The organism is Thermogemmatispora sp. (assembly GCF_042408735.1).
Classification (GTDB): Bacteria; Chloroflexota; Ktedonobacteria; order Ktedonobacterales; family Ktedonobacteraceae; genus Thermogemmatispora.
In genome coordinates this window covers 174,915-191,000 of sequence record NZ_JBHOQV010000126.1, presented here as the reverse complement: position 1 = coordinate 191,000, position 16,086 = coordinate 174,915, and the positions used below count along the sequence as shown (strand labels likewise).

The following is a 16,086-nucleotide window of genomic DNA, read 5'->3' as shown; positions in this document are numbered from 1 at the left end:
CGGGCAGGCAGACCTCTGCCTGCCGGCGCGGTGGCTAAGCGCCCTGGCCTTTGGCGCGGCGCGTCATAGTCAAAGCCTTATTGTATGCCTCCATGGCCTGGAGGTACTCGCCCTGGCGCATGTAGGCGTCGCCCAGCACGCGGTAACCGGGGGCATATTTGGGCGCCAGCTTCAGCAAAGCGCGCGTATTGCTAATGACCTCGCCCAGCAATTCCGGCTGGTTGCGGATCACGATGCGGTATTCCTGCATCGCCTCGTCGTAAGCGCCGGCGAGCTGGTACTGATAGCCGCGGATCAGGTGCTCCTTGTAGTTTACCTCGCCACCCTCGGAGCTGCGACCTGCGGTGGGGCCGGAGGATCCCGAGCCAGAGCCTGGGGTCGCCCGACCGGGGCCAGTGCCGGCGCTGGTAGAGCGTGGGGTGGGGCGTCCGCCGGGTGTCTGTGGGCGATTCTGGGCTGGCTGGAGGCGGAAGACGGGGCGCTTCATGGTTGTCTCCAGCTCATCCTCCAGAAGAGCGTCGGGCCGGTAGCTCGGCAGCGAAGGACCCTGAGAGAGTCCGTGAGCTGTGGGCGAGCTTGGGCTTGGGCCAGGGGTGGGGGTAGCGGGCCAGAGCGGCTCGGGCGCCTGGCGCGGCTCCTCGTGGCGCGGTGGCTGAACCGACGGCTGGCCTAACGGCGCGCGTACCGTTTCCTCCAGCCCGGCGGGCGGAGTTGGCATCGGCGGGAGCGTAGGCTGCCGCTGGTCCTCGTAAGCGGCTCGTGGCTGCTCCGCTGTTCCGGCAGAGGACTGGGAAGGTGTCCCCTGTGGCTGAGCAAAGCTGGCCAGCCCACCCGGCTGTAACGGCACGAAGCCCTGAGCATAGAGCTGTTGCTCCAGATCCTCCAAAGTCGTCACCAGCCGCTGCTCGGCGGCTGCCGGTGGAGCGCTCTGTTCTGGCGGGCGCTGCCCGGCGCCAGCGGCCAGCTCGGCCAGCCATGACGAAGCGGACTGCTCCTGGGGCTGCGTCGAAGGGGGGGGAGCAGGCGATGGCTCAGGCTCAGAGCGCGTGCCGCGGCTCTCGTAGGGAGAGCGCGTCTGTGCCTCTGCGGATGGACCTGCCGAGATACCTGAGCCTGACGACCAGCCAGCGAGCTGCTCAAGCCAGGGGAGGCCCTCCTCTGGGCGCGGGCTGCTCTGTGGCGAAGCTGTGGGTGTAGAAGGCGGCTCCTCGCCCCAGATCGCGGCAGCCGGCGGTGAGGTCCTTGTATCAGAGCCAGAGGAGGCGGCTGGAGCAGGAGAGGGCGGCCAGAGCGGTCCAGCGGCGGCCTCCTGTTCCTCGAAGGCGCTGTGACTGGCTTGCAGTTGCTCCAGCCAGGCAGGTTTCTCCATAGGGGCAGAGAATCCCTCGTTTGCCAGCTCATCCCAGGTGGTCGATGGCGAGTAGGCAGGCTCCGATATAGCGTAGTCCTCCTCGGAGCGCGATGGGGGTTCGGCCAGGGTCGCCTGCTCGAAGCGAGCGTAGCCGTCGGACTCGGAGTGGGCCGGAGAGGCTGACGCTCCCTGTAGCTCAGGCCCGGCGGACTCTGGAACCGTGCTCTCCTGTAGTGCCTCCTCGGCTGTTTCTGCCTCACCCCAGATCGCTCCACGTAGTCCAGTTCCTGGGGAAGAGACAGAGGCTTCCGCCGCCGACTCCTCCGCCTCCTCCTCTTCCATTGTCTCCGCTCCCAGCGACTTCAGCCATTCCGGCCAACCCTCCTCTGGATCGGCCCCCTCGCGCATGAATGGAAAGATTTCTTCCTCCTCCTGCTCCTGGGACCCAGGAGAGGACGGCTCGGCCTGAGCGGCAGACTGAGGCTGAGACCAGGTGCTCTCGGAGACCTCCTCGCGGCCTGTCCTTGTCGCCTTCGCGCTTTCCTGTAGCGTGGCGCTCTCGCTCTCTGCCGAAGAGGAGAACGAGGCTGACGGCTCCGCTGGTGGCGTTGGCGCCGCCAGAGAACCGGATGGTTGCCGATAGGGCGTCGCATCGAGGGCATCTAGCCAGGCAGGATGCGAGGAACTCTGGCCAGCCGGCCATCCCAGGTCGTCCTCAGCGCCAACCGGCGAGGCCGGTGGCCAGGACGGCTGCTCCTCCTCCCAAGAAAGCCCCTGTCCTGCCAAAGACAGATCGTTGCTCGAGAGAGACCAGGCAGGAGAGCTGGCCCGATGAGTCTCCCCGCTGCTATTGGGCGCAAGCTCTCCCATCTGCTGCGAAGGGAGAGGAGAAGGCGGCGCGGGCGTCGGAGAAGGGGTCGGAGTCGTTGACAGCGCCAGAGGATAAGGGTCGGGTGTGGTCCAGCCAAAAATTGGCTCGCTCTCCTCGCTGGCTGGGCCATGCTCCTCGGCCAGGCCAGGTCCCAGACCGGATGTGGGGAGAGCAGGCTCGGAAGAAACGGTGGAAGCGGCAGACCCAGAAAAAGAGGAAGAGACGGCGCTTCGTCCGGGAGGAGGCATCAAGACCGCATCCTTGCGCACGAGTGTCAGGAAAGGATCATCAGGGGAAGCCGTCAGCAGATCGCCGAACAGCTCGCGGGCCATTGTCATCTCCGGATCAAGCGCCTCGGCGCGCTGAAGCAGCTCGCGGGCGCGAGCCGGATTGTGGGGGAAGGTCATATGGGCCAGGAGCAGCAGAGCCTTGAGGCAGCCGGGGATCTCCTCCAGCAGGCCCGTAGCGATCTGCTCGGCGCGCTCGTAGTCGCCATCGCGCCAGCAAGCCTCGAGCAGGCCCGTTCGGGCATCGAGACGATCGGGAGTCGCGGCCAAGACCGCCTCCCACTCCTGGATCGCCTGGAAGAGCAGGTCGCCGCGCATATAGAGGCGAGCCAGGCCGGCGCGCGAGAACATAAAGCCTGGCTGACCGCTGCGCGCGCTCAGCTTATTAAACTCCTGACGAATCTGGCTATTCCCGCGGCTCAGCTCATAGGCCTGCTGATAGCAATCGAGCGCGGTCTCCACATCTCCCTGGCGTTCGCTTGTCAGCGCGCGGTTACAGTAAGCGAGCACGTTTTCGGGATCGTTGGTCAGCACCCAATCGAAGGTCTGCTGGGCCTCTGTCAAGCGATTCTGGGCCAGATAGATCTCGCCGAGGAGGCGGTGGGCCTCCAGCGAGTGAGGGAAGTGCGAGAGCACATACTGGCAATGTTCAAGAGCCTCCTCGATGCGCCCGGCGCTCAGGGCATCCTCCGTATACTGCAAATACTCACGCAGCGTAGACATCGTTTTCAGCATGGAACCTGGTCTCCTCTTCCCGCGTTAGGCAGCAGTGAGCAACTTCTGAAAATGGTCCATCTGTTGGGGGTCCTCGGGGCCAATCAGCGCCAGGCGGCGCCATTCGGGAGCAAAGCAAGTGCGGGCCACGCGCTGGAGATCCTGGGGAGTCACGGCCTGAATCTGGCGGATCATCTCGTCCACATCGATCACCTGTCCAAGCAGGCATTCCTGGCTGGCGAGCCAGTTAGCGACCTGCTGGGTGCTCTCCATACCCAGGATCAGGCCGCCGCAGACATAGGCCTTAAAGCGTTCCAGCTCCGCCTGAGAGACAGGCGCCTCGCAGAGGGCGTTCAGCTCCTGGACGATGGCCCGGACCGCGGCCTCCGTCTGGGATGGATCGACCCCTGCGCTCACCACCAGATTGCCCGTTTCGTAATAGCTACTCGTATAGCTACCGATATCGTAGGCCAGCCCGCGTTCCTCGCGAATGCTCTGGAACAGGCGCGAACTCATCCCCTCCCCCAGAATAGCGTTCAAGAGCATCAGCGCATAATAATCGGGGGAAGAGTGCGCCACTCCCAGGGTGCCCAGCGAAAGATTCGTCTGCTCTGTCTCCTTATAGACCACGGCCACGGGGGGAACATTGCGCGGGGGCGGGCAGGGCGTCCAGGTTCGCAGCGGGCGCGGCTCCCAATCGTGAAAGAGCCACTCGATCAGCTCCCGTACCTGGGCGTGGTGAATATTGCCCACCACGCTGACCACCAGAGCATTGGGACGATAAAACTGCTCCAGGTAGGCCAGCATGTCCTGGCGGCTGATCGCGGCCACCGTCTCGTCGCGTCCCGCGTCGTCGCGCCCCAGAGGCAGACCGGGCCACATAATCTGATCTAGCAACAGCCCTGACCACTCCTGTGGATCGTCGCGTGTCGCGCTCAGCTCCTCTATGATCACCTGCCGCTCCTTCTCAATCTCCTGGGGATCAAAGAGCGGGTAACGAATCATATCGGCAAGGACCTCGATCACCACATCCAGGTGCTCACAGGGGACGCGCGCGGTATAGCTGGTCAGCTCCTTCCCCGTGCTGCCGTTGAAGACTCCCCCTACCCCCTCGATTGTCTCCGAGAGAATACGAGCGCTTGGATAATTTTTTGACCCTTTAAACAGCATATGCTCAATAAAGTGGGATATGCCGGCCAGGTGATCCGGTTCATAGCGCGAGCCGGCGGCAAAGAAAAAAGCGATGCTGGCCGAGCGGATGCTCGGCACGCACATCGTCAACAGACGCAGGCCGTTTGGCAGCGTAGTTCGCTCGTATTGCATCGATGCATGCGTTTCTTAATGAATTGAGCCGCTAGTGAGCCAGTGAGAAAACAGGCGGGTGAGGCACGCCCGAGCGGCTTCTCTTGAGAATGATACCCCCTGTTGCCAGACATTATAGACCCTTTACAGGTGTGTCGCAACAAGGCGAAAGAAGAAGTTAGGCAAACTAGCCTATCTGGGTACAGCCGGGGCGAGCGGGCGGGCGAACGAGCGAACGAACGAGCAAGCGAGCGAACGAACGGGCGACTGCGGGTCAGGAGGCCGGCGGCTGGGCCGGGGTTGGGGCTGGGGCCGGAGCCGGAGCCGAAGAGAAGAGCGGCCCGGTCTCCAACCTCTGCTCCTGTCTGGCGGCAGAGCGAGCGTCGCTCTGGAGCCGTCGTGCTCGCCGCTTGTAGGGGCCTGCTCAGATCAGGCCGACGTCGTCCGCCAGGCGGCCCAGATCTCCCAGGAAGCCACCTTCGTGCTCGTGATGATGGTGGTGATGGTGATGAGAATATCCGTAGTCGTTGCCCTCCAGCGAGCGCTCCAGGCCGTGCAGCAGCATCTCGCCGCCAATGACCGCCGCTGCTCCGCCCAAGGCCCCCATTGCCAGCTTGCCGCCGTCGCTCTGGAGCAGCCCGCCAAGTCCTCCCTGCTGGTTGGGAGACTGCTGGACTGCCGTTGCGGGCATCGGGGCGACGCCGACCAGGCTCGTGCGACAGCCTGGACAGTTTGTCGTTCCCGCGGGCGAGATGGCCCAGCAGACAGGACAACGCAGCACCAGTGGTGTCTGGGGTGGATAGGCAGGGGCCGCCTGCCCGGCAGCGGGATAGGAGCCATATTGGGCCGGAGCCTGGGCCGTAGAAGGGGCGTATGAGGCTGGGCCGGGCGAGCCGGCCACTGGGACTGGATAGGGACCACCGGCCCCTGTTCCGGGGGCGCTACTGCCTGCCGGAGGCACAGGATAAGGGCCGGCGGTGATCACCGTGGGAGAAGTGGCCGCCGCCGTATTCAGCTCCGCCCCGCAGGCACTACAGAAGCGAGCCCCGCTCTGCTGTGGCTGGCCGCACTGCGGGCAGAAGCGCGGCGTGGCTGGCTCGGCCAGGGAGGCGCCACAATTCGTACAGAAAGCCTCCTGAGCGGCCACCTGAGCGTGACAGTGTGGACATAGTCGCACGGACGACGCTGTCGAGGCGGCTGGCGTTGCCGGACGCAGGGCATTGCCGCAGTGGGAACAGAACGCTGCCCCAGGCCGCACCTGACCGCCACAGCGCGGGCACCATTCCCCGCTCGCCGCCGCCTGCCCGCCGGAAACAACTGTCGGCTGTTGCGCCGATAAGGGCTGGGCCTGTGGCACGGGTGTGCCACACTGCGGGCAGAAACGTTTACCGCTCACATCAGTACCACAGGTTGCACAAGGTTGCATGTGCCAGATTCTCCTCTCAGACAGAAGCAAGCGCTTCGTAGCAAACTCTCGTCTCTTCCCGTGACACTTCGCAGTCTACCACAGGACAGGTCTTTTCGTCGAGGGCGACAATCTTGCTCCTGGCCTTCAGAGGGGGTGAGCCACGGGAAAAGAGCAACAGCGCGCAGAAGAGCGCCTCTACTCACGAGTGGGAGGGCCGGCAGGTCGGTAAAAGAGAAGGGGAGCCAGCCAGGAGAGAGCCTGATAGTCAGTGCCGATTGCTGAGGGTCAGGAGGCCTGATCAGGCAGGGCATGGGCCGGCGGGCTGGCTGACCCATGCCCTCGAGAGAATTGAGCGGGCAAAGGGAAGGAACGATCTGCTCTTTCGGCGCGCCACGCCGCGGGATGAGGACCCTGTCCGCCTGCTTGCTTGTCGTAACCGGAAACAGGTTCAAACGCACTCGCGCAGAGAGGCATTGCCGCTAAAATTACGCAGCTTCATCAGGGCCACCACCTCAAGCTGGCGAACGCGCTCGCGCGAAATGCCCAATTCCTTGCCGACTTCCAGCAGTGTGCGGCTACGCCCATCGCCGATGCCGTAACGAAGCGTAATCACGGCGCGCTCGCGCGGAGTAAGCGTTGAGAGAGCGCGATGCAGCTCCTCGCCGAGCAGGTGCTGTGAGGCGGTCTCAGCGGGAGCAGGGGCAGTACTATCCTCTAGCGTATCGGCCAGCGAGTGGCGGGCTTCATCATCAACGGGGGCGTCCAGAGAGACGGGTTGTTCAATCACACTGAGGAGATCGATGACTTCATTGACGTCAATATTGCAAGCCGCGGCGATCTGCTCAGGCTCGGGGTCCAGCCCGCTCTCCTGAGAGAGCTGAGCGGCGACGCGGCGGACCTTGCGCAGGCGGGTTGCCACATGTTCTGGCAGGTGGATCAGACGCGACTGCTCGCCGGCGGCCCGGCTGACGGCCTGACGAATCCACCAGGTCGCGTACGTACCGAAGTGGCAGCCGCGGCGGTAATCGAACTTCTCGGCGGCGCGCATCAGCCCGAGGTTGCCCTCCTGGATCAGGTCGACCAGGGGAACGCCGGTACTTGTATAACGACGGGCAATAGCGATGACCAGGCGCAGGTTAGACTCGATCAGCTTGCGGCGCGCCAGCTCATCGCCCTCGGCGGCCCGGCGTGCCAGCTCCAGCTCCTCCTCGTGAGTCAGCAGGCCCAGGCCACGGATATCGCGCAGGTAGCTCTGAAAAGCATCTTCAGAGCCGAGAGCCTGGCGCACATTCGAAGAGCGGCGAGTAGGGACCTCATCCGTCAGATCGGCCTCGGCGCTCTCCATCTCCAGCTCGTCGCTGCTCTCCAGCAACGGATCAAGGGCCAGATCGGCAACGGACTCGCTCTCGGGGAGGGCAACCTCGTCCTCGCCCGTGGCCAGCAGAGCGGCCTCGCTTTCTATCTCCAGCGTGGCCGCCTTCCGACCTGCGTGCCGTCTTGCTGAGTGGCTGGCCGGTCGCATCCTGCGGCCATCGCGTACGGGATCTGCAGCAGCTATAGCCATGATTCCACGCTCCCTTCGGGAAACTCACCGACAAAAACCAGCTTGCCGGCCTCCGTACGGCCTCGTGGTCGGCATTGGTGCCGGGTAGGCCCATTCCTGGCATCCATCCAGCGGCTTCTATTCTACCTGGAACTCAGGTTAGCCAGCATCAGGTGTTTACCTTAAATTCTCTCAGGTTCTAACCGTATCTTCCCCCTGGCCATCCGCTTTCTTGCTTGCTTCCTCTCAGGCCCGGCAGCCGTGGGCCGCCTGCCTGACTGAGCTGTGCCAGCCGGTCACCGACCTTCAGACCCGGATCATTACCGGATCACTAAAGGGATCCTTGGGCCTGGCCTGGCTCCCTTTACGGGCAGGCCGCCGGTAGCCTGAGTTCTCTCGCTCTGACCCCTCCTCAGCGCAGGACGAAGAGCGCGGTAGAGGCGGCCTGGTCGAAGAGCTGCCCTGCAAAGCGGCAGAGGCCGGTTCAGCGCTAGCTCGACACCGCAATTCCGCTCTCTCCCCGTCACACCCGCTGAAGCCAGGGGGGCAGCGGCCACAGAGGCCCTTCTCCGAACGAACGGGTTGCCGATCTCTCCGGTTATGCTGGCTCGCTGTCGTGCTGTGCGGACCTGAAAGCTGCCCGAATTCGGGAAGTTCTGGGACACCAGGGCCTGAGTGAAGATTCCCTGGAAGCTCCTGGATCAGACCAGGGGAGTAGTCACCTTCTAAAGACGCTCAAAGTGGCCGGAACAGGTAGTGAACAGGAAGGAGGACGCCTGGATGAGCAGCAGCTCATTCCCGCTCGGGATCAAGGGGATCCTCTATGCCATGGCCGCGGTCGTAGAAGCTCTGCAGCACATCTCCCGGGTGCTCCTCGTAGGCCGGACGCTTGCGCCACTGCTCATCGTGAGCCTCGGCGGCGCTCATCTTCAGCAGCAGGCGTCGCCCCTGGCGCCCTGCGATAGCCGTATAGGGATAAAAGCGGTCTGTCCAGAAGAACAGTGGTCCCCGGCGTACCCGCACGCTCTCCGGATAAACTGCCACCACCCGACCCAGGTGGTGCTGATCGGCGCTATAGACGCTCAGCCCCTTCTCGACATCAGCAGCATTCCAGGTGGCCATCACACTTGCATCTCCTCTCCAGACAAGCAGAACAAAAGAAGGTTCCTGCCAGCCCCATCGTGCTGGTACTGTCGTACCCATCCCTATCACGCCCTTCTACCAGGAAAGCGTTTCAAGGCAGGAGCGGACGAGCTAAAGAAGAGCGGGCGAGCAAGAGCTGCAGGCAGACGAAGGATATCCCACGAGCCTGGTGGCGGCTGCCTCCTCAGACAGCGCCTCTCTTGCCCTTACTGGGGAGAAACTCCAGGGCAGCCAGCGGCCTGCCAGGACGATCTTGTCAAAGATCATGGCAATGGCTTGCACCATCGCTGCTGCTCTCGTAAAGGATCCCATGAACCAGCGAACCGCGGGAGCGCCGCGAGCTGGCAAAAGGCAGGGACCTTCCCCTGGCTGCCCTGGGGAAAATCAATCAGGAAAGGTCGGCTTCCTGGTACCTGCCAGAGGGAGAAGAGGGTGCGCGGCTTGCTCAAGGCCGGCCAGGGCTGCGGCGCCAGGCCACGGAAGACTGCCTTGCCCCGGGCCTCGGCGCGAGAGCCAGTCGGGCTGACTGGCGAGCAGCCGGCCTAACGTTACGGCTCCCAGTAGGTACTCACGCGCCAGTAGCGGCGCGTCATCAGATCAACCTCAGGCTGCTCGCTGCTGGCCACGTAGCCGGCAAACTGCAGGTGGCGGAGGACTTGCAGCAGCACTGCCGGGCGCAGGTAGGGCGGGCTGAGGCGATAGCGTGCCTGGAGCGCCTGGCGAATCTCTCGCAGCGTCAGCGCCTGAGCCTCCTCTGGCGGGAGAACCGTCAAAATACGCTTGCCCAGCTCGCGCAGGGCGTTCTGGTGCGCCTGCTGCTCAAAGGCATTGGCCCGCGCCTGCTCCGAGAGCTGCTCGGCGCTTCTCGTTCCACGGGCAAAAGTCGCCTCAATACGGCAGACAGGATCGCCACGCTTCATGCAGCTGTGTTCATAAATGGTGACCTCCTCCCCATAGCGCTCAGCAGCGCCCTCGATGGCCCCGAGCAGGACCGGGCACAACTGCCGGGGACTATCATAGATCAGGACGACGCTGCGCTCATGGGGGGCGAACTCATAGTTGAAGAGTGGGGGGGTCAGTCCCCCAGCGGTCTTGCGAAGACGACTGTGAACATCGCGCATCGTCAGCAGCAGGTCATAGGCGCTGCTCACGCCCGAAAGAATATACTTGCAGAGATGGCCGGTGAGGCTGTTCATGATAAAGTAGCGCCCATATTCGCGCAGCAGCTGCTCTGGGGAGTGGCCGCTAAGACGGCTGGCCGTGGCCACGCCCTCTAAGAGCACACCGTCGTCATAGAGGCGGCTAACCAAAGGCGTGGCGCTCGGGGACTCGCCGATAGCCTCGCGATAGGCGCTCAACAGGCCACCGCCGAAACGCTCGCCCAGATACTTTTCCCAGGTTGTAAAAATGAGACCGTGCATCGTTTCTGGCCTCCTTCTATCTCCATTGCCTGGCCCAGCCCCAAGGCCCTCCGCACCGGCGGCGGCGTCTGCTCTCGCTGGCCCAGAGCCGTGGGCGCCTGAACGGGGCTGAGCCTCATATCCCTGGTACGCAGCATGCTTGTTGCCTGGATGAATATATAGGCCACAGGTACCATTACTTTTTGTGTGATAAATGATTGATAGATAGTAGAGGCTCTATCGCAGCTAAAGCTATACTGTTGATGGAGGCTCATCCAGGGAGCAAGCGAGCTGCTTGGGGGATACCGGGAGGACAGGAAAGAGGTCTGGTCGCGCCTGAGAGCGGCATATGAATATTTCTCAACTGTCAGGAGCGACTTTCTCTAGATCTTCATTGCATCTCAACGCGATATTCACCGGGATCGAAGCGTGCGGCCTCTATCGTAGTGCTCGGGGTGACAATGGGAGGCGGCCCCTGGAGGGCTGAGATGCGGCGTGATCTTGCAGGCGGGTTTGTTGTGGGGAAGAGGGGGCGGGGAGGGAGAGGCGTGGCCCTGAGCGTCCTCCCTCCCCGCCTTTTTTAGTCAGTGAGAAGAGAAAAGGAGCTGGTCGTCGTCGGAGGGAGGAGCAGGCTGGGCCGATGGAGGATAGAGAAAAGCGGGCAGCGCGTCCCGGGTCAGCACACGCTGGGGACGAAGCTGCCCGCTCTGTCTATTGTCTTGGGCTGGCAGGTAGCGAAGGGCGCCTCGCGGCGCCTTGCCCTACTCCTGGCGATGGATCGTCTTGAGAGCCTCCACCTCCTGGATCAGGTCGACCCACTGATCCAGAGCCGCCTCACGTTGCGCTTGCAGATTATCGAGCTGCTGGCGCAGGGCTTCCGACGTATGCACGCGCTCGGTCAGGTGGCTGTAGAGGCGCGTCACGATATCGGAGAAGGTACCATTTTGTGACACGGGCTGAGCCTCCAAGCGATCGCTATCGTAGACCTGGCGCTCCTGGAGCTTATCCAGCTCGTAGCGGAAGAGGCGGGCGATGCGCTGCTCCGTGCTGCGGGCCAGGCCATTGCAGATCGTATCGAGGATTGGCACCATCAGGCGGCGGGCCTGCTGGATGATCTCCTCGGCCTTCCCCTGAGTGCTTGTCAGGCGATAGAGGGCTCCCACGGCTGGATTCTCGCGGGTTGGAGCGTACTTCTCCTCGTTGAGAAGCTCGCCCAGGGTCACATAGAGACAGATGTCGCGGGCCTTCTCGCGGATGCTGCGCTTCAGCTTGTTGTACGCCTTCTGAATCTCGTCCAGCTCGCCGCCGAACTCGCCGAGGGCCACCCGATTGATATCGAGTGAGCCGTCGACCTCCTCCTTATAAGCAATGGGCATCAGGAAAGCTTCGGCCAGCGTGCGGGCTGGATCGTTCAGCTCGCGCTCCAGGGCCATGCACAGGCTCTGGCGCAGGGCCTTAATCAGGCCCCAGCCATCGATATCCGTCCAGCGATTGCCGATCTCCATCGCTGGCGAATCCTCTGGGCGGCGGTTGCCGACCTTGATATAGTGGTCGAAGTAGCCCTGAGTGATGCGGATCTTGACGCGCTGGGCGGCGCGCTCGTGGGCCGTCTGCAGCACGCGCTGGAAGACGCTCTTCTCGCTGCTGATAGCGGCGTCGAACTGGCGCAGAGCATCGTTCCAGGCATCCAGCATGGCGTTCGTGCGGCGCTGCAGGTGCTCGAAGCGAGCGGCGCTGCGGCGTGCTTGGCGCGAGCGCATTTCCTGTTGCAGCTCCTGCAGATCGTGGCTTTCGACGCCGAGCTGGCCCATTTGCTCCCAGCACAGATCTTCGGTCAACTGCAGGGCCATCGCCAGTTGAGTCTCTGCGTGGCGCAGCTGCACCTCGTAGCGGTTCTCCGTCAGGAAGACCTGCAGATCCTGGGTCAGCTCCGGCAGGCCGCTGTACTGCAGCATAGCTTCATGCTGCTCGCGCGTGACCTGCTCGAACTCCTGGGCGCTGGTGGTTGGGGGCAGCGAGGGAGCCAGCTTGAGCAGCTCGGGGTAGACACCCAGGACGCGACCGGCGTACTCGCGGCCCTCCTGCTGGCGCTCCTCATCCAGGGAGGTACCAGTCAGGCCCAGCGTAGCCAGCAGGGCGTCGAGGGCGCGGAGGGGATAGAAGAAATAGGTGTGGCGTGGCCCATGACGGTGGTAGCTGGCGTAGCCTGGGGGCAGCTCGCGCAGGAAGGGGCGCAGGCTGCCGAGCGCCTTCTCCTGGCTGGCCGGCGAATTGATCTCATCCCAGTGGGTCACCACCAGGAAGAGCATGCGGCTGGCCACGTCGAAGGCGCGGTTCTGTAGCACCGCCTGGCGCACCTCCTCAAAGATGCGCTGGATGCGCTCATCGTCGCCGAAGCGGTTGTTGCCGATGACCAGGAGCAGGGCATCGACCTGCTTCAGCTCCTCGCGCAGCATCAGATCGTGGTAAATCTGGCCGGCGGCCCCGCCGGGCAGATCTACCAGCACGCTGTTGGGTGGCAGGACCGAGCGCGGTCCGGCGTGGACGCGGTACTCTACAAAGTCGATGACGCGCGTCAGGCGCGGCTCCTCGCTATCGCGGGCCGGCTCCTCGATGTAGCGACGGCTTTCGCTCTTCCAGCGCTCGCGAGGCACCACCTCCACGTAGGGCTGATCGTCCTTCAGGTAGGTGTCGCCGAAGGCCTCGCTGGCCTTGAGGAGAATATTTAACTCGGCAGCCAGGGCTTCGCGCATTTTCTGGGTTGGTGCCGTCTTGATGGCCTGCTGGGTCTGGCTGAGCAGATGGCCGAAGGCGGCTCGCGTCAAGAAATGAACGCGCATCTCCTCCGGCTCGTCGTCGCGGCAGAGGCGCACGCGCGTGCGGACGCCGGTGACAGCTCCACCGGCCAGGCGCGGGAAAATATCTTGACCGATGAGGGCCGCCAGCAGGGTGCTCTTGCCGGCGCCAGCGTGACCGACCAGCTTGACGGTGTATTCGCGCGTGTAGTCCAGGGCTCGGGCTGCCTCGGCAATATGGTGGCGCAGGCGCAGAGCCTGCTGCGACTCGATCTGCTGGATCTGGGGGCGCTCCAGCAGGCGGGCGCAGGCCGAGGCGCGTTGAAGCTGCTTTTTCCAGGCGTTGATCTTCTGGACCTTGTCGGGCAGGTTGGCCGGGAAATAAATATCGATCTGACCGACCTGCTCCTCCAGACGCTGGAGCAGGCTGTGGATCTCACCCGGGGCCGGAGGGGGGGCCGCGGTGGGGGTGGCCTTTCCACTCTCGCCTTCCTCTTCCTCCTCCCCCTCTTCCCCTTCCTCCTCATAATCGTATTCTTCTTCCTCTTCGTCTTCCTCCTCATTGTAAGTAGTGGGAGATGGTGGGGCAGTGGGAGCCGCGCCAGCCTGGGCAGGGGCCGCATTGGTGGCAACTGGGGCACCGGCGCCAGCCGTGGGCAGCGTGTTCTGCGCGGTCGTAGGCGGCGGATAGAGACGTGTCCCGCAGATGTTGCAGAAGGGTGCGCCAACGGGCACGACGTTATCGCACTGGGGACAGGTCATTAATTGTTGCGGTTGCTGTTGAGCCTGTCTAGTAAACTGCATACGTCTTTTTGTGTACTTCCCTTCCACAGATTTTGACCGTTAAGGCGAGATAGCATTGAAATAGGATGCTTTCATGTTAATAGATTTTTGTGGCCCCCGGCCCTCTCTAGCATGAAAGTACCACCTGGCCTCTGGCGCTGCTGCCCTCTTGGGGGATAGGGAGAGCGCTTTTTTGGCGGGCCTTGCTCCTTGAATGACGGCTGGCGGTGAAGGAAGGCTCGTTGCCGGCCAGAAGGGCTGCGGCGAGCTAGCTCAGCGATAGGCAGAAGGGGGCAGGCGTGATACAATAGGGCCGACTTCCCCAATCAATCCCCTTATGAGGTCCTAGAGGAGCGTGTCTTTTGATGCAGGGACAAGAAGCAACGGTTGTGACAGCGAGAGAGCAAGCCAGGCGTGCAATGGTGATTGTGGCCCATCCCGATGATGCGGAGTTCGGCTGTGCCGGCAGCGTGGCGCGTTGGGTGCGTGAGGGATGGGAGGTCTACTATGTCATCTGCACCGATGGAGGAGGGGGAGGACCGGATGAGGCCCTGGATGTCAGCGTGGAGGCACGGCAGCGCACCATTGAGACGCGCAAGGCTGAGCAGCGGGCGGCCTGTCAGGTGCTGGGTGTGAAAGAGGTGATTTTCCTGGATTACCCCGATGGGCAGCTCCAGCCAACGCGCGAGCTGAAGCGTGAGCTGGTGCGGCTGCTGCGCCTCTATCGTCCCACACGCGTGGTCTGCCAGTCGCCCGAGCGCTCGTGGACGCCTGTCCTCATGCTGGGCCGCTATCATCCTGACCATCTGACAGCGGGGCGTATGGCCCTGGAGGCGATCTACCCCGCTTCCCAGAACGCCTGGGACTTCCCGGAGCTGTTGACCGAGGGGCTGCGGCCCCATCGGGTGCGCGAGATCTACATTATGGGGGCGCCCGTGCCCAACCATGCCGAAGACATTTCTGAAACTATCGAGCTGAAGCTGCAGGCACTGCAGGCCCATGCCAGCCAGGTTGGGGACCATTTTGAGCAGGTGGTGGAGCGCGTGCGGCGTGGAGCTCAGGAGTGCGGCGCCCGCCATCAGCTCGCCTATGCCGAGGAGTTTCATCGCACGGAAAACGGGCGCTAGCCGCGGCTGCTGCCTGGGCGAGGCGGGCCTGCGGAGCGCTCGGGCAGTTTGACCCGGCGGGGGTCCAGGCCAGAAACCAGGGAGAAACGAAGCAGAGCAGAAAGGAAGAGGACAGTGCCTATGCAGGAGTCCAGGGATGTTGTCGTTGTGGGGGGGGGACCGGCGGGACTGGCCGCCGCTGAGGCGGTGGCACGCCAGGGGATCAGGGTCCTGGTCTTGGAACGGCAGAGCGAGATCGGCTATCCGGTCCATACCAGCGGCGGAAGCTGGATCAAGGATATGCAGGAGCTGGGCGTGCCAGCCCAGCTCTACCATCCGATCCCGCAGGTCTTTTTTCTCTCGCCGCGGCAGGAGGTGGCGCTGCGCTATGATCCGCCGGTGGCGTGCGTTCTCGATGTGCGCGCTCTCTATCAGCATCTGGCTGCTCGTGCCATCGCTGCCGGTGCAGAGCTGCGCCTGCGCCATGCGGTCGACCAGGTGCTGCTTGAGGATGGGCGCGTGAGCGGGGTCACGGTGCGCGACGAGCGGGGGCGCCGCCTGACTATCGGGGCCGCCCTGACCATCGACGCCAGCGGCATGGCCCGTCATATAGCCGTGAGGGCGGGGCTGGCTGGCGCCTTCCGGCGCTATGGCTACGGGGCGGAGTACGATCTCTATGCCCCGCACTATCCCCAGGAAGAGCTGTACCTGTTAATGGGGAGCGCGGTGGCTCCCAGCGGCTACGCCTGGGTCTTTCCCCGCGGCCAGGGACGGGTGCGCGTCGGCGTCGGGGTCATTCATCCCGATAGCGACGATGATGCGCGCCGCTATCTGGAGTATCTTGTTCGTGAGGAGCCGCACCTGCGCGAGAAGCTGCGGGGGGCCAGTCCGCTGGAGTATCACACGGGCCTCTTTCCGGCGGAGGGGCCGGCGGAACGGTTCTCCGCGGCGGGCCTCTTGCTGGCGGGGGATGCCGGCGGCCACGGGTCGACGCTGGTGGGCGAGGGCATTCGCTTTGCCATCTATGCCGGACGCCTGGCCGGCGAGGTTGCGGCGGAGGCCATCAGGGAGGGCAATACCTCGGCTGCTTTCCTTGAGCGTTTCGACCGGCGCTGGCGCGCTCGCTTTGGGCGCGAGATGGAGCTGGCCTATCTGATCAATCGCCACATCGCCGCCTACCGCGATGAACAGTGGGACGATGCCCTGATCCTGCTCCGACGCCTGACCCCCGCTCAGTGGGCCCAGGCCATGCGCGGCGAGTTCACAGCGGGCCTGCTCATGGGGATCATGGCGCGTAGCCCGCGTCTGGTTGCCAGCGGAGGCCGACGGCTGCTGGAGCGATTGCTCGAGCGCCTGGGCCAGGGGGCTAGCGCCGGCTGAGGT

Annotated in this window: 9 protein-coding genes; 2 read left to right on the top strand and 7 right to left on the bottom strand. The window is 63.8% G+C overall.

The window, feature by feature from the left end:
* Window positions 1-34: 34 nt before the first annotated feature.
* From ACFMO7_RS12260 to ACFMO7_RS12230, 7 genes are all read right to left on the bottom strand, one after another.
* Window positions 35-3,244, bottom strand: a complete 3,210-nt coding sequence (locus ACFMO7_RS12260) for a tetratricopeptide repeat protein (RefSeq protein WP_376795765.1) — start codon at window positions 3,242-3,244, stop codon at window positions 35-37.
* 24 nt (window positions 3,245-3,268) lie between these two features.
* The gene (locus ACFMO7_RS12255; protein ID WP_376795764.1) at window positions 3,269-4,546 is read right to left on the bottom strand and encodes a M16 family metallopeptidase; all 1,278 of its coding nucleotides are present in this window, start codon (window positions 4,544-4,546) and stop codon (window positions 3,269-3,271) included.
* Between the two features lie 403 nt (window positions 4,547-4,949).
* The gene (locus tag ACFMO7_RS12250; protein ID WP_376795763.1) at window positions 4,950-5,951 is read right to left on the bottom strand and encodes a zinc ribbon domain-containing protein; all 1,002 of its coding nucleotides are present in this window, start codon (window positions 5,949-5,951) and stop codon (window positions 4,950-4,952) included.
* Between the two features lie 430 nt (window positions 5,952-6,381).
* Window positions 6,382-7,497, bottom strand: a complete 1,116-nt coding sequence (locus tag ACFMO7_RS12245; protein WP_376795762.1) for an RNA polymerase sigma factor RpoD/SigA — start codon at window positions 7,495-7,497, stop codon at window positions 6,382-6,384.
* Window positions 7,498-8,268: 771 nt separating this feature from the next.
* On the bottom strand, window positions 8,269-8,598 hold the full coding sequence (locus tag ACFMO7_RS12240; protein WP_376795761.1) for a hypothetical protein: 330 nt from the start codon (window positions 8,596-8,598) through the stop codon (window positions 8,269-8,271).
* A 569-nt stretch (window positions 8,599-9,167) separates the two neighbouring features.
* Entirely contained in the window at window positions 9,168-10,040 is an 873-nt protein-coding gene (locus ACFMO7_RS12235) for a heme NO-binding domain-containing protein (protein ID WP_376795760.1), read from the bottom strand.
* Between the two features lie 740 nt (window positions 10,041-10,780).
* The gene (locus ACFMO7_RS12230; RefSeq protein ID WP_376795759.1) at window positions 10,781-13,618 is read right to left on the bottom strand and encodes a dynamin family protein; all 2,838 of its coding nucleotides are present in this window, start codon (window positions 13,616-13,618) and stop codon (window positions 10,781-10,783) included.
* Window positions 13,619-13,962: 344 nt separating this feature from the next.
* Between ACFMO7_RS12230 and ACFMO7_RS12225 the strand changes: the two genes are divergently transcribed.
* Complete coding sequence (locus ACFMO7_RS12225; RefSeq protein WP_376795758.1) at window positions 13,963-14,724, top strand: PIG-L deacetylase family protein; 762 nt, start codon at window positions 13,963-13,965, stop codon at window positions 14,722-14,724.
* Between the two features lie 120 nt (window positions 14,725-14,844).
* Window positions 14,845-16,083: an NAD(P)/FAD-dependent oxidoreductase gene (locus ACFMO7_RS12220; RefSeq protein WP_376795757.1), complete on the top strand. Its 1,239-nt coding sequence runs from the start codon at window positions 14,845-14,847 to the stop codon at window positions 16,081-16,083.
* Window positions 16,084-16,086 lie beyond the last annotated feature (3 nt).

Excerpts from the sequence above, each read along its gene's own strand:
- ACFMO7_RS12220 (WP_376795757.1), top strand. The coding sequence starts at position 14,845 with ATGCAGGAGTCCAGGGATGTTGTCGTTGTGGGGGGGGGACCGGCGGGA.
- ACFMO7_RS12235 (WP_376795760.1), bottom strand. The coding sequence starts at position 10,040 with ATGCACGGTCTCATTTTTACAACCTGGGAAAAGTATCTGGGCGAGCGT.
- ACFMO7_RS12250 (WP_376795763.1), bottom strand. The coding sequence starts at position 5,951 with ATGCAACCTTGTGCAACCTGTGGTACTGATGTGAGCGGTAAACGTTTC.
- ACFMO7_RS12260 (WP_376795765.1), bottom strand. The coding sequence starts at position 3,244 with ATGCTGAAAACGATGTCTACGCTGCGTGAGTATTTGCAGTATACGGAG.
- ACFMO7_RS12230 (WP_376795759.1), bottom strand. The coding sequence starts at position 13,618 with ATGCAGTTTACTAGACAGGCTCAACAGCAACCGCAACAATTAATGACC.
- ACFMO7_RS12245 (WP_376795762.1), bottom strand. The coding sequence starts at position 7,497 with ATGGCTATAGCTGCTGCAGATCCCGTACGCGATGGCCGCAGGATGCGA.
- ACFMO7_RS12225 (WP_376795758.1), top strand. The coding sequence starts at position 13,963 with ATGCAGGGACAAGAAGCAACGGTTGTGACAGCGAGAGAGCAAGCCAGG.
- ACFMO7_RS12240 (WP_376795761.1), bottom strand. The coding sequence starts at position 8,598 with ATGGCCACCTGGAATGCTGCTGATGTCGAGAAGGGGCTGAGCGTCTAT.
- ACFMO7_RS12255 (WP_376795764.1), bottom strand. The coding sequence starts at position 4,546 with ATGCAATACGAGCGAACTACGCTGCCAAACGGCCTGCGTCTGTTGACG.